Annotated in this window: 11 protein-coding genes; 2 read left to right on the top strand and 9 right to left on the bottom strand. The window is 70.6% G+C overall.

The window, feature by feature from the left end; all coding sequences use genetic code 11:
• Window positions 1–78: 78 nt before the first annotated feature.
• From RQM47_RS14250 to RQM47_RS14235, 4 genes are all read right to left on the bottom strand, one after another.
• Window positions 79–879, bottom strand: coding sequence for an FkbM family methyltransferase (locus tag RQM47_RS14250; protein ID WP_311665947.1), 801 nt, complete (start codon window positions 877–879; stop codon window positions 79–81).
• 238 nt (window positions 880–1,117) lie between these two features.
• Window positions 1,118–2,248 (bottom strand): lysylphosphatidylglycerol synthase transmembrane domain-containing protein, encoded by a 1,131-nt coding sequence (locus RQM47_RS14245; protein WP_311665945.1) that lies wholly within the window; start codon window positions 2,246–2,248, stop codon window positions 1,118–1,120.
• Window positions 2,245–3,453, bottom strand: a complete 1,209-nt coding sequence (locus tag RQM47_RS14240) for a glycosyltransferase (RefSeq protein ID WP_311665943.1) — start codon at window positions 3,451–3,453, stop codon at window positions 2,245–2,247. Before RQM47_RS14240 ends, RQM47_RS14245 begins: the two co-directional genes overlap by 4 nt.
• A gap of 196 nt (window positions 3,454–3,649) precedes the next feature.
• A complete protein-coding gene (locus tag RQM47_RS14235; protein WP_311665941.1) occupies window positions 3,650–4,054 on the bottom strand; it encodes a heme-binding protein in 405 nt (134 codons plus the stop codon).
• 190 nt (window positions 4,055–4,244) lie between these two features.
• On the opposite strand from RQM47_RS14235, the gene RQM47_RS14230 reads away from it, so the two are divergent.
• On the top strand, window positions 4,245–5,531 hold the full coding sequence (locus tag RQM47_RS14230; protein ID WP_314007313.1) for a transposase: 1,287 nt from the start codon (window positions 4,245–4,247) through the stop codon (window positions 5,529–5,531).
• Between the two features lie 658 nt (window positions 5,532–6,189).
• On the opposite strand, the gene RQM47_RS14225 is transcribed toward RQM47_RS14230, so the two are convergent.
• From RQM47_RS14225 to RQM47_RS14215, 3 genes are read right to left on the bottom strand one after another with little or no spacing between them, the layout of a single operon-like run.
• On the bottom strand, window positions 6,190–6,786 hold the full coding sequence (locus RQM47_RS14225) for a transposase (RefSeq protein WP_311666088.1): 597 nt from the start codon (window positions 6,784–6,786) through the stop codon (window positions 6,190–6,192).
• Window positions 6,783–7,136: a helix-turn-helix domain-containing protein gene (locus RQM47_RS14220; protein ID WP_311666090.1), complete on the bottom strand. Its 354-nt coding sequence runs from the start codon at window positions 7,134–7,136 to the stop codon at window positions 6,783–6,785. The genes RQM47_RS14225 and RQM47_RS14220 overlap by 4 nt, the downstream gene beginning before the upstream one ends.
• An 8-nt stretch (window positions 7,137–7,144) precedes the next feature.
• Window positions 7,145–8,158: a hypothetical protein gene (locus RQM47_RS14215; RefSeq protein WP_314009358.1), complete on the bottom strand. Its 1,014-nt coding sequence runs from the start codon at window positions 8,156–8,158 to the stop codon at window positions 7,145–7,147.
• Window positions 8,159–8,381: 223 nt separating this feature from the next.
• Between RQM47_RS14215 and RQM47_RS14210 the strand changes: the two genes are divergently transcribed.
• Complete coding sequence (locus RQM47_RS14210; RefSeq protein WP_314009357.1) at window positions 8,382–9,362, top strand: integron integrase; 981 nt, start codon at window positions 8,382–8,384, stop codon at window positions 9,360–9,362.
• Window positions 9,363–9,536: 174 nt separating this feature from the next.
• On the opposite strand, the gene RQM47_RS14205 is transcribed toward RQM47_RS14210, so the two are convergent.
• Both RQM47_RS14205 and RQM47_RS14200 read right to left on the bottom strand, forming a co-directional pair.
• Complete coding sequence (locus RQM47_RS14205) at window positions 9,537–11,687, bottom strand: ABC1 kinase family protein (RefSeq protein ID WP_311665243.1); 2,151 nt, start codon at window positions 11,685–11,687, stop codon at window positions 9,537–9,539.
• Between the two features lie 317 nt (window positions 11,688–12,004).
• Window positions 12,005–13,549 (bottom strand): hydroxymethylglutaryl-CoA reductase, encoded by a 1,545-nt coding sequence (locus RQM47_RS14200; protein ID WP_311665241.1) that lies wholly within the window; start codon window positions 13,547–13,549, stop codon window positions 12,005–12,007.
• Window positions 13,550–13,734 lie beyond the last annotated feature (185 nt).

Here is a 13,734-nt window from a genome sequence, read left to right as displayed (position 1 = left end):
GGAAGTCGTAGGGGGTGATCGTCGGTTGGGGTGGCTGAACCCACGAGACTCGCTACGCTACCCTCGGGACTGGGGGCTCTACGCGCTGCGGCCGGCGGTCGCGGCCGGCGTCCTACGCGAGGCCAAGACGTCGTAGTGCCTCCCGCGCCCGTACGTGTGAAACTCATCGAGTCCGGCCCCTCGCAGCCGGTCTAAGACGGCCTCTGCATCGGTCCATCGCTCGTCTAGCTCGAAGAAGACGGCCATGAGCCGGTCGGCCTGAGCCGAGCCCGTTAGCTCGTGCAGGGCGACGGTCTCGTGGCCCTCCACGTCCACCTTCGCGAAGATGGGAAGGCCGGAGAAGAGAGAAGGGTCAAGGTCGTCCAGGCGAGTGAGCCGGACGGGCTCGGACCGTTCCCCGGACGCGTCCGCGAGGTGACCCCCAAGCGTCGCGACCCCACTGTGCGACGCGGACACGGTCATGGTGCCCGACCCGGTCCGGTCGGAGAGCGCGCACTGAACTGCCACCACTCGGTCTTCCAGGCGGTTGGCCGCGATGTTGGCGCACAGCGCCTGGTAGGTGGCTGCGACAGGCTCCAACGCGACCGCCCGGCGGCAATGTGGGTTGCGCGCGGCGAGGAGCGAGAACAAACCCTGGTTCGCCCCGACATCGAGAAAAACGAAGGGCCGGTCGATTGCCTCGATCAGGTCAGCGAGGTAGGGGCCGTAGGTCCCGTAGTAACAGTAGGCGAACGTCTTGTCGGACCACTCCGGCACCATCCGTACGCCGTAAGTGGTGCGGACCGGGCTGCGGTCACGCGCGCTCACGTTGTGGATCCGACGCATGACCCGGGCGCGGGCCACCCTGAGGTGGCGCAGCACCAAGAAGTCCAGGGCCATCCGCAACCGGGGGTGCTCCGGCCACCGCGGAGCCGGGTCAACATGCTCGGGCCTCTCAGGTGGGGTCTCAGTTGGCTCAGGCATCGGAGGTGGAAGCGGGGGGACCAGCAAAGCTACGCGCCGCCGACCGAGAGGAGCCTCCGTGGCCCCCAGCTCGTAGCCGACCAACAGCTCCGCCGGTCGTTGGATTCTTGGTCCGCCGAGTTCCTTCAGCGGCTCTCGGTGGACCGCCGGAGGTCTACTCAATCGGGCGGGGGCCATCCGGTCTGGCCGCTGGGGGTGTGGGTCCGACCGCGGGATTCGGGCTCGGGACGTCCAACCGCCCCGCTGTGGTGGAGAGGGCGCCTGGGCCTCGGGGGCGGGCGCCGCGGCTCAGGCCGAGAAACGCAACCGCGGCGACCACGAGCGGGGCGTAGAACAGGGTCAGCCGCCACGCCGCCGTCGCGAGCCCGAGCACCGAGATCGGTACGAACGGGCTGTAGAGAGCGGCAAAGACAGCCTCCGCGCCCCCGGCCGCACCCGGCGTGGGGACCGCGTTCATGGCCGTGAACGCGGTCCACTGGAGGAGCCACGAGAGAACAGGGTCGACCGGGACGCCGAGAAAGGCGAGCACGGCCGCCGCGACCGAGTATTTGGCCGTCCACTGAGCAGCCGCGAGGGCAACCCCGAGGGCGAGGCGCCCTTTCCCCCGACGGGCCACGAGACGGGCCACGAGTTGGGCGTCTACGAACGGCCGCCGGAGTCGGCCCCGCCACCGGGCAGCGAGGCGGCGCGGGGTGCGCCCGAGCGCCCCGCGCGCCGCGCCCCACGCGGCGAGCCCAAGGGCCACCAAGGCGGCGACGGCGACGGCGAGGAGCGGGGCGAGGCCCGCGCCCGCGCGGCTGAGCGTGTCCCGCAAGACGGGCACATCGGCCGCCGCCGTCACAACGACGGCGGCCGGGACGGCGACGGCCATGAACGCCGCGTTCTCGACGGTCTCGACGACGAGGAGCGACCCGACTCGGCCGGCCGGCACACCGTGCCGAGCCAGGAGCGCCCACTTCAGCGTCGCCCCGCCCGACCCGGTCGGCGTGACGGCGGACCCGAGGAGCCCCCCGAGAACGACCCGGAGCGCGGTCCGGAACCGGAGCGGGTAGCCAACGAACGAGGTCCAGAGCTGGAGCCGGAGCGCGTTGGCCGTCCACGGAACGACGGCGAGGGCACCCGCAAGCGCGAGCGGGGCGAGCGGGAGCCCGGCTACGGCGTCGAGCACCGCCCGTTCGGTCGTCAGCAGCGTGAGCGCGACGTTGCCAACCACGCCCAGCGGGACGAGGACGGCGGCGGCGCGGGCGATCGTCCCGAAACGGTCCGCGGGGGACGTGCCCCTCACCGGCTCGCCTGGGGCGCGTCGGCCGGCGCGCCCACCCGTCGGTCGGTCAGGACCCTGTCGTAGAGGGCCAGGAGCCGCTGGAACGTCTCGTCCCACGAGAAGCGAGCCGCGACGTAGGCCCGGGCGCGGCGGCGGATTCCGGATCCATCGGCGAGCACGGCCTCGACGCCCGCCGCGAGCGCGGCCGGGTCCCCGGCGGGGGAGAGGTGGCCCAGCCCCGGCGGGACGCGGTCGGGCATGGCCCCCGAGCGGACCCCGACGACGGGGAGCCCCGACGCTTGGGCCTCGACGACCGAGATCCCGAACGTCTCGTGCGGCATGGCCGAGACGTAGACGTCGGCCGAGGCGAGGATCCGGGCATAGCGGTCGCGGTCGGCGACAAATCCGAGCACATGGACGCGGGGATCCCGGGCGGTGGCGGCCTCGATCTCCGCCCGTTGCGGGCCGTCCCCGGCCAGGGCGAGGTGGGCACCGAGCGCAGGGGGGAGCTGGCGGAAGGCATCCAGCACCTCGAGCGGGCGTTTCTCGGCGTCGAGCCGGCCGGCGTAAACGAGGAGCGGGGAGCCGGCTCCGACACCGAGCGCGGCCCTCAACTGGGGGTCACGCCAGCGCGGGTGGAACCGCTCAAGGTCGACCCCGAGCGGGAGGAGCTCGCTGTCGACCCCGAGCTCCGCCAGCTTCTCCCGGGGCGTCGGCGAGAGCGTGTAGACGGCGTCGAACCGGGCGTAGAGTCTGGCCACGTAGCGGTACCCGAGCGCCGCCGCGTGCCGCCCCGCCCACTCTCCAAGGACACCGCCGACGAGCGGCTCGACGTAGGCCGAGGGGAAATCGGTCCGATAGCCCCCGACGACGGCGCAGGACGGGTCCACCTCGCGCTGATGGCGGAGGGCGGCCCACGGGAGGTTATACGCGCACAGGCACTCGACGGCGTCAGGGCGCTCGGCCCCTAGGAGCTCGCGGACACGGCCGTTGCGGAGGAGGAGCCGGTACGCCGACGATCCAGGTACCGGCGGCGACTGGACGAAATGGGTTACATGACGGCCCTCATGCTCGACGGCGTCCTCGGGTCCAGGCACGATGAGGACGTGGCCGACATCGGTGTTGGCGTCGAGCCACGCGCGCTTGGCGTGGACGTAGGTGCGGATGCCCCCGCCGGTGGCGGCGTACGACTGGGTGAGATCGCAGAGAGTAAGAGGGACTGCCACTACAGGGGTGCTGCTCGGGGAACTACGGTAGGGGCGGCTTCCAAGCTTACCCCGCCTCGGCGGCTGCTCTACACTCCTGTGATCGGGACGAGCCTGAATGAACGGTAGCTACACAGTCTAGACCACGCCAAACGATGAGATCTCGCAACAACATCCGCTGTCATACCCGACCTCTGCGTGGCGCCACCGCCTACGATTAGGAGAGAGCCTCCGCACCGGCCTGCGCGACGGCGTGGTCGTTGCCGACCGTGCTCCCGGAGACGCCGACGGCGCCGATGATCTGTCCGTCGCCGTCCTCCAGGGGGATTCCGCCGGGGAACGAGACGAGCCCACCGTTCGAGTGCTCGATCGAGTAGAGCGAGCCGCCGGGCTGCGACATCTCCCCCAGTTCACCCGTTGGCATGTCGAAATAGCGGGCGGTCTTAGCCTTGGTGATCGCGATGTCGACGGATCCGAGCCACGCGCCATCCATGCGGCGGAAGGCAAGTAGGTTAGCCCCGGCGTCGACGACCGCGATGTTCTGCTTGATGCCCATAGCCTCGGCCTTCTCCTGGGCCGCGTCGAGAACGGCCGTGGCCTGGGCGGTGGTGACGGTAGTCATGGGAGTGGGGGGCACGTCAGAGGGCACAGCGGTTAGGAACGGCGACAGCATACGGCACCGCCCCGCCCAGAGCACGCGCGCCGGCCGCTCCGTGTCGGCCTACACCATACCATTAGCGCCAGACGAGGAGACCCCGGCAGACAGACCTTCCGGATCGTCACAACCCTTCCGTCTGCCGCCGAGGCCCGCCATGAAGATCCGTTCTATCCCCGCTCCTGACAAGGCCCGCCCCGTCCTCCTGCTCGCCGCCGACGTCTCCCGCGACACGCTCCACCTCTTCAGCCGGTTCGAGTCCGGGCACCACGAGGTCGTCGCCGAGGACGTCATTCCCAACCGGACCGAAGCCGTCGAGCGAGCGCTCGCCGAGGCGGCCACGCTCGCGGCCGAGCACGGGCTCCGCGGCGTCCGCGTGCTCTGCGAGGCCTCGGGCGGCTACGAGCGGGCGCTCCTCGCCGTCGCCCGCCGCGCCGGGCACCAGACGGCGCTGATCAGCGCCGAGCAGGTCGGCCAGCTCACGAAGGCCGAGTCGCTCGACACGGGCAAGACCGACCGGAAGGACGCCCGCGTCATCCACCTCGCCGCCGCGATGGGCCGGACGCAGCGCCACCGCGACCTGCCCGAGCCCTACGTCGTGCTCCGCCACCTGACCGCGTTCCACGACGACGAGGTCCGGGTCACGTCGGCCATCCGCACGCGGCTGCAGGCGACGCTGCGCGACCTCTTCCCGGACTACGACCGCTCGGCTCAGTTCACGTTCTCGAAGACCGGCCGGGCGCTCCTCCACGGGCGGCTCCTGTGCCCGCACCGGCTGGCCCAGCTCGGCCGGACGCGGCTCTTGGCCACGCTCCGGCGCCGGGTGCCTGGGGTCAAGACCGCGACCGGCGAGCGGCTCGTGACCGCCGCCGAGGCCTCGGTCCGGTCCGCCCCGCCCCCGGCCGTGGCCGCTGTGCTCTCGGGCCGGCTGGCCGCGCTCGTGGCCGAGCTCGAGGTCCACGAGGGTCAAGCGGAGGCGCTGAAGGAGCGCATCGAGGCGCTGGGGGCCGAGCTCAAAGCGCGCGACCAGTTGCCGCCCATCGACGAGGCCGTCTCCGGGATCACGCTGTTCAACCTGGCCCGGATCGTCGGGCAGACCGGGCCGCTCTCGGACTTCGCGACCAAGCGCCAGCTCCTCCGGTACGCCGGGATGAACCTCCGGGAACGCGAGAGCGGCCAGTACAAAGGCCAGACGCGGCTGTCGAAGAAGGGGCGGCCGATGCTCCGCAAGGTGCTGGGGCAGGCGGTCTTCCCCGTCCTCCGTGGCGACCGGCTCCTCGGCGCCCGCTACGCCGAGCGCCGGGAGCGGATGGTGGAGCAGAAGGCGCGCGTGGCCGCGATGCGGAAGCTGCTCACCGTCGTGTGGGGCGCCCACCGGAGCCGTGAGCCGTTCGACCCGGCCCGGGTCCACGTCTGCCAGAGCGAGTACGCCCTCGCCGCCTAGCCACCCCGCCCTCCGCTTCTACCGACCGCTGGGGCGCCCCCCCGCCCCGCACCCCCTGCCGCCGAGAGGACCGACAACCGCCCGTCAAGCCTCGTGGACCCCGTCCTCAGAGAGCTTCGCCGTGCACCATCGGGCGCCCCCGCACCTGCGGGGCCAGCTCGTCCCTCGGCGGCACCCCCCGCTTCGCAGAGCCAATAGGGGATGTTCCTCGTCGCTCCGTGCTTCGGCACCGGAGACGACCGATCCCAGCCAGCATAGCTCGCGACCGACCGGGGTGACGCGCTCAGACGTTCGTCCGCCGCACCTCCGCGGCGGGCTAAGGACGTCGTGTCTCGTCCGCCGCCCCGCCCCTCCTCGCAAGCCCATTCCGCCCAAATCGACCGGAATCGCCGTCGACCCCTTGACTTCCAGCTAATACCAGCGGCGGGTTATATGCCGTTTTACTTTTGAAATGTCACGCGCAAGCTAGGATAGAAGGTCGCGATGGGATTGTCGGTGGACTCTTCGTCTTCCATTGAGCGCCAGACTTGATTTGATATTTCAGATCGGTAGACGTCTAGCTGGGGGACGAGCGTGAAAATATTCGTCGTGTCGATCTTGATCGTTCTATACTGATCGATGTCGAATGGTATGCGGTCCGCGCTTCTTACAGCGTAGCTCAGTCGGGTAGGAAGGCGTAGCCGCAGTGCGCGATCCACCCGGAGGCGTCCGATGGTGTGACCGCGGAAACGGCTTCGTCGAGCGCGTCGAGCAGCGCGTCCCGGGCGTCGGCCAGCTTCTGCTTGACGATCGCCTTCACCTTCGACCACATCGGCTCGATCGCGTTGAGATCCGGGCTGTACGGCGGCTGCGGGAGCACGCGGGCACCGACGGCCTCAACGAGTGCGATTGCAGCCGGGCTGTGGATCCGGGCGTTGTCCCAGATCACTACGTCGCCCTCCTCCAAGCACGGCACCAGGCTCTCGGCCACGAACGCCTCGAAGTGGGGGGCCTTGACGGACCCCTCGTGTGCCCGCACCGACCCGCACGTCGCGGCCATCCACCCGATGAGGTTGACCCGCTTGCCGACCCGGAAAGGGGCGACCTCGACGCACCGCGTGCCGATGGGCGCGAACCCGTACGCCGACCGCGCGCCGATCTGAATCCCCGACTCGTCGACGAAAACCAACCGCTCGGCTGGGATCGCCGCGACCTCCGCCAAGAACGCCTCGCGCTTGGCGACCACATCCGGGCGGAAGCGCTGGGAGGCGATCATGGACTTTTTTTTCGGGTGACCCGCCACAGACCCAGCATCCGCTGGACGGTCTGGCGGCTGATGGCGCGTCCGGTGTCGGCCTCGAACCGGCGGGCGATGGTCGCGTGCGGCATCGAAGGGTTCTCGGCGAGGTACCCGTCGAAGAGCGGGCGGTCGTCGTCGGTCACGAGCGGGGTATGGCCACCGCCGTGGGGCCGAGGCTCGACGGACCCCTGAATGCGGTCGAGGTGGCGGAGCCGGTGGACGGTCGAGACGGAGACGCCGAAGCGGGCGGCGACGACGGGGGCAGTGGCCGAGCGGGCGGCGTCGAGGACGCGGCGACGGAGGTCGACGGAGAGCGGGGCGGGCATGGCCGAAGCTACCCTGTCAACCCGGGATGGCTTCGCTGTATGATCTGAACCGTAGGTCTACGTGTCGCGTGACGCAGGGCTAACTCGTAGAACACGTTTGGGTTGTGATATGACAGGTCGGCTACGACAAGCCTCGACTTCACGATGTGCTCGATGACTTGCCCTGTAATCATACCTGGCTTTCCAATATGATCCGCACGAACTACCCTTAGGCCAAACTCCTCAAGAGCAGGCTCGACGATATGACGCAGGAATAGGTCCGAGTGCTGACGGTGCTCAGACCCGTCCTCGCCTATGGGTGTGATGTAGAAACAGGTTGTGTCCCACGACTCTGAACTGTCTCCCGAGCGTGGTGGACTGAGTAGAGAAGGCCCTGAGAGTGGAGGCGGGGAATCCTTGGCGTCGCTGAACCCGTCGCCGGAAATCTGGTCCTTCGGCGCTGCTGGCGTTTCTTCCAGCGCGTGCTCGATTGGGACAACGGTCTCGGCCCCGGAAAGAGTTTTGAGAACCCCGACCTGCTTCGCGTTGACGATGAAGGTGTCCACGCACTCTGAGACCTCCGTCTCTGAGTATCCGTTGTCCAACAAGTAATCCGTGAGAACCTTCTTGGACGGCAAACGGTTATTTTGAAGCTTCTCGTACAATTCCCGGAACGGTTTGATCTCCGAGATCGCGAGCTTGAATTCAAGTCGTCGTTTCTCGCGCGGAGGCGTTCCTGGGCCAGTAACCTTTGCTCCGTCTGGGGTCAGCTTTAGGTGCTCCGAGTTATAGTTGCCTTCGATTAGCCCGTACCGACTCGCATTTGTCACGAGTTGACGGCTATGGCCGCTGGACGGCGCTTTGCCTAGATGATCGAAGAGGGTAAGCCGCCTGACCTGTTGGCCCGCAGCGTACTTCTGGATGGCCCTGGGTACAAGTAGGGCGTCCTCGAAAGTCGCCGCTGGGAACGATCTGGAAACAGACCGGCGCTTCTTTGTCTTCTCCTGCCCGTTCGCGGCAGCGTCTTCGTCTTTGGTAGCCATTATCGAGAAGGTTTATTTGAGCAGGGCCGGAGGCATATAACCAGAACTTCAGTGGAGCCCCGCCGCCTGAAGCCCCGCGGGACGCCCGGATTGCGGAACGGACGCCGCAGTATAGGCCGCCCCGCCCCGCCCGCGCGAATGCGTTCCGTCTAACGGGAAGGTTACGGGGCTTCACGCCGCGAGTCTACCGGGAGAGCCACCCGCCCCGCCCGCGCGCCCCGCTATGTCCGAGCTCCTCGACGCCACCCGCGCCGCTCTCCGGTCGCGGCAGATGAGCCTCCGCACGGAGCAGACCTACGTCTACTGGATCAAGCGCTACGCCCGGTTCCACGACCTCCGCCACCCCGCCCAGATGGCCGAGCCCGAGGTGCAGGCGTTCCTCAACCATCTCGCCGTCGAGCGGGACGTCGCCGCCAGCACCCAGACGCTCGCGCTCTCCGCGCTCCTCTTCCTCTACGACGCCGTCCTCGGCCGACCTCTGGGCACGATGGGCGGGCTGGTCCGCGTGCGGAAGCCCCCGAAGCTCCCCGTCGTGCTCACGAGGCAGGAGGTCCTCGACGTCCTCGGCCGGATGAGCGGGGTGGACCGCACGGTCGCCTCGCTCCTCTACGGCTCCGGCCTCCGCCTCTCCGGCGCCCTCCGGCTTCGCCTCCAGGACCTCGACCTCGACCGTCACCAGATCACCGTGCGGGAGGGGAAGGGGGCGAAGGACCGGGTCGCGATCCTCCCGCGGTCGCTCGTGGCCCCGCTCGCGGCCCAGGCCGACCGCGCGCGCCGGCTCCACCAGGCCGACCTCGCCGACGGGGGCGGGGAGGCCGTCCTGCCCCACGCCCTGGAGCGGAAGTACCGGGGCGCCGGCCGCCGGCCCGAGTGGCAGTTCCTGTTTCCCGCCGCCCGGCTCTCCGCCGACCCGCGGACTGGGCGGATCCACCGCCACCACCGGGCGCCGTCGTCGGTCCAGAAGGCGGTTCGCACGGCGGTCCGGGCCGCGGGCATCCCGAAGCGGGCCTCCTGCCACACCCTCCGGCACTCGTTCGCGACCCACCTCCTCGAGGACGGCGTCGACGTCCGCACCGTGCAGCACCTCCTCGGGCACGCCAAGCTGGCCACGACCCAGGTCTACCTCCACGTCGTCGGCCACACGGGGCTGCGCGTGCAGAGCCCGCTCGACCGGCTCGACGACCCGCCGCCCCGCCCCGCGTGAGGGCCGGGCGGGGTGGGGGAGAGGGCTCCCCGCCCCGCCCGCCGAGGCCGTTTTCCCTTCGCCACCCCGCCCACGCGCGGGGGCGGGGCGGCCATCTTCCCGCTTCCCGCTTCCCGCTTCCCGCTTCCCGCTTCCCGCTTCCCGCTTCCCGCTTCCCGCTTCCCGCTTCCCGCTCTACGACCGCTTGAGCGCGAAGGCGGCCGCGAGCGCGAACAGCGGTCCCCACAGGAACCACGGGCCGCCCGCCGTCACGGCGATGACGCCCGAGACCAGGCTGGCGCCCGACAGGAGCGCTGTTCGCAGGCCGGCCAAGGGCGACGTGGCCGGCGCCCGCATCCGGGTCTCGACAAAGCGGATGCCCTCGGACATCAGCGTCGGGCTCTTCACGATGAGGTCGACGAGCTCGGGCGCGCCGCGGAAGCTCTCCTTGAGGAGCGCGACCGGGTTGAACTGGCTGCGGAACAGGCTGTTGACGTGCTTCCGGCTCACCTCGGCCACGTCGAACCCGGGCAGGAGCGTCTGGCCCACGCCCTCGAACGTGACCAGCGCCTTCGTCATCAGCACCATCTCGACCGGGAAGTACATCCGGTACTGGCCCGCCAGCCCGACCGACTCCAGGATGAGCTGGCCCACGTTGACCTCGCCGTACCGCTGCGCCCGGTAGAACCGCCGGCACAGCTCGGCGACCGCCCGCTGGAACCCGCGAGGGTCCGCCTTTTTGCCCGCCTCGGACACGGCGGCGAGGTAGCGCGCCGCGTTCTCGGCGTCGCCGGTCACGAGCGAGAAGTAGTAGTACAAAAGCGTCCGCCGGAGGTCGCCGTCGAAGTAGCCGACCATGCCGAGGTCGATAAAGCCGATCTCGGGGTGGACCTCGCCGGTCTCGGGGTCGGGCTCGGTGTCGAGCAAGAACATGTTGCCCGGGTGGAGGTCGGCGTGGAAGAAGCCGTCCTGGTAGAGCATGCGGATGATGCTCAGCGCGCCCAGGTCCACGAGCTCCTCGCGGGCCGCGAGCGGGAGCGCGTGGGCGGCGGGCGAGTCCGGGCGGAGCCCGCGGAACCGCTCCATCGTGAGCACGAGCCGCGACGAGTACTCGCGGTAGATCGTCGGGAAGCGGACGCCCGGGACGTCGGCGAAGTTGATCGCGAACTGCTCGGCGTTGTCGGCCTCGCGCCGCAGGTCGACCTCGCGGAGCGTGTACTCGGCGAACTCGTCGAGCACCTTCTTGGGCTGGTAGCGCGCAAAGAACACCTGGAGGAACGAGCCGAAAAAGCCCAGCAGCCGCGCGTCCCGCTTGAGGATCACGTAGATGTGCGGCTTGACCACCTTCAGAATCACGTCGTCGCCGCCGACCGTCCGGGCGGGGTGGATCTGGCCGATCGACGCGCTCCCCAAGGGCTTCGGGTCGATGTGCGCGAACATTTCGTCGACCGGCCGCCCGAGCCCCTTCGCCACGCGGTCGAGGTACTCGGGGAACGGCATGACCGGGAGCCGGTCGAGCAGGTTGTTCAGCTCCTCGGTCACGAACCGCGGCAGGAGGTCCTCGCGGAGCGCAAGCACCTGGCCCAGCTTGATGTACGTCGGCCCGAGCAGCTCGAGCCGCCGCCGGAGCTGGACCTCGAGCGGGAGCCCGCGGAGGTCGCGCCGGACGAGCGGGCGGACGAAGAACGCCGCGATCTTGATGAGGAACAGCGGCAGCCCGCGCACCCACGAGAACTGCTCGCGGTCGCGGGCCACGGCCACGGCGCTCCCGTAGACGAGCCCGAGCGCGTGGCGGAGCGTCGTGAAGTAGCGGCGGACGAGCGACGGCGGCTCGCCGCTCACGTCCATGACCTCGAACCCGGCCTCGCGGGCCACGGCCGTGTCGGGGTCGAGCGCCTCGCGCCGTGCCCGGGCGCGGCGCGTGAGGTCGGCGGCGACCGCCCGCTCGCTTTCCGCCCCGCCCGCCCGCCCGGGCGGGGCGGTGGGCGCGGCGCGGACGGGGCCGGGCGCGGCCTGGGCGTGGCGCGTGGCGGCGGGCGTGTCGCCACCCGGTCCGGCCGGGCGGGCGTCGCCCTCGGCGGCGCGGTCGCGTTCGGCCTCGGTCAGCGACGGCGCGTCGGCGCGGTCGTTCGTGCCGACGCCGTCATAGGCTTCGGCCGGCTCGGGACCGTCGGCGGCCGCGTCGGGCGAGTGCGTGCCGGGGCCGATGTCGGAGACGGGCACGAGGTCGCGTCCTTCCGCCCCGCCCGCCCCGTCGCCGGCGCCCGGGCGGCGCGGCGCGGCGCCCTCGCCCACCGGGGCGGGGTCGTCGGGGAGCGGGGTGGGGCGGTCGGGCGGGTCCGGCATGGCGGACAGTGTACCGCCGCCCCGCCCGGGGGCTCCGCGCGCCACGTGCGGGCGGGGCGGGACCGCGGGGGCGGGGCGGGACCGCACGCCGCGGCCCGACGGCGTTGCACGCCGCTACGATTGCCGCCCCGCCCTGCCCGGCCACGACCGCTTGGGCGGGGCGGTGTGTCGTGCTCCGTGCGAACACCACGCGTGGTGTCCCTACGGATCCGCCCCGCCCTCGCGCGTCGTGCCCGCCCACGGGCGACCGCCGGTCGCCCCTACGGCATCGCCCCGCCCATGGCGCGGGCGGGGTGGCGGATCTTCTGCCCGCTGCCCTACCGATTCCGCCCGTACTGCTCGTGGCTGGAGACCCAGTCGTTCGACGAGATCGCGCTCGCCAGGCTGATCTCGCCGGCCAGCACCACGCCGGCCACGATCTCGGCCAGCTTGCGCACCTTGCCCTCGCCGTAGCACCCGAGCATGTCGAGGCACTCGCGCTGCGTCGCCAGGCCGGTGCCGCCGCCGTAGGTGGCTACGATGAGCGACGGGATCGTAATCGACATGTAGAGGTCGTCGTCGTCCGTGTGCTCGGCGTAGAGGATGGCGGCCGACGACTCAGACACGTTGGCGACGTCCTGGCCGGTCGCGATGAAGAGCGCCGTGATCCCGTTCGGACTGTGGAGCCCGTTGTTGTTGGCGCCCGAGAGCACGGAGCCGATCCCGGCGGCCACGCCCCAGTGGTAGGCCAGCCCCTTGGGCTCGACGCGCATGACCTCGCGGAGCACCTCGCCCGAGATCTTGCACTCGGCCGTGACCCGCTTGCCGCGCGTCTTCATGATGTTGACCATCGACGCCTTTTTGTCGGTCGCGAAGTTGGACTCCAGGTAGAAGCGCCGGATCGTGTCGTTGTGCTCCAGGATCCACGAGCACGCGGCGAAGGTGGCCCGGCCGACCATGTTCTGCCCGGCCGCGTCGCCCGTCGAGAAGTTGAAGCGGCAGAACGCGAAGTGGTTCGAGAGGTAGGTGTCGATGTACTGGAGCTTCCCGCGCGAGGTCGTCGACTCGGCCTGGGCCGCGATCTCGTCGACGTGCTCGTCCAGCCACGCCTTGAAGTCGCGGGCGCCGCGGGCGTCCTCGAAGATGAAGACGGGCGCCCGCTGCATGGCGTCGTCGGAGACCGTGCACTTGACGCCGCCCGAGAGGTTCAGCACCTTCATGCCGCGGTTGTAGCTGGCCACGAGCGTGCCCTCGGCCGTGGCGAGCGGGACCAGGAACTCGCCCTCGGCGTGCTCGCCGTTCACGCGGAGCGGGCCGGCCACGCCGATCGGGACCTGGGCCACGCCCACGAACGACTCGACGTTGCCGGCCACCGAGCGCGCGTCGAACGAGTAGCTCGATACGTGGTCGAGCGCGCACGCCGTGTAGCCCTCGACGAACCGCCGCCGCGCCCCGATCGCCTCGTCCGAGTAGTCGTCGGCGTCATCGCGGGGGACCGTCACGCGGCCGGGCCGCTCGGGCTGGACCGAGTCCTTGACCTTGAACTTCAGGTCGCCCATGCCGTCGATCGCGAACCGCAGCCGGATCTCGTGGACGCCCTCGCCGGCCTCGATCCCAGGCACGCCGACCGTGACCACGCGCCGGAGCGGGAAGTCGACGGGGCTCGTCGACGAGACCTCGGACGCCCGGAGCGTCTCGCCGCCGTCGAGCGACAGCGTGAGGTCGTCCGCCCCGACCTCGCGGCCGTCGACCGTCACGCTCTGGAGCGCGGTGAGCTTGGCGTCGGTCAGCCGGTTCTTGAGGCGGAACGCGACGCCGTCGGCCGTCGGCGTCAGGCTCCCGTTCGTGTACAGCTGGCGGAGGACGAGCGACGGGATCTTCATGGCGGCGGGGGAGAGCCCTCGGGGCGGCCAAGCTAGTCGAAAGCGGTTCCGGCGCACGTCGGGGTGCGGCAGGGCGGGGCGGGTGGGTTCGAGGTTGTCTGGTTCGGGCGGGGCGGTGGACAACGCGGGGACAACCACCCCGCCCCGCCCTTGGCATCGCGGGCGGGGCGGCCATCATCTTTGCT

The sequence above is a fragment of the Rubrivirga sp. S365 genome (assembly GCF_032248475.1).
Lineage (GTDB): Bacteria > Bacteroidota > Rhodothermia > Rhodothermales > Rubricoccaceae > Rubrivirga > Rubrivirga litoralis.
This window is presented reverse-complemented; position numbering and strand designations above follow the sequence as displayed.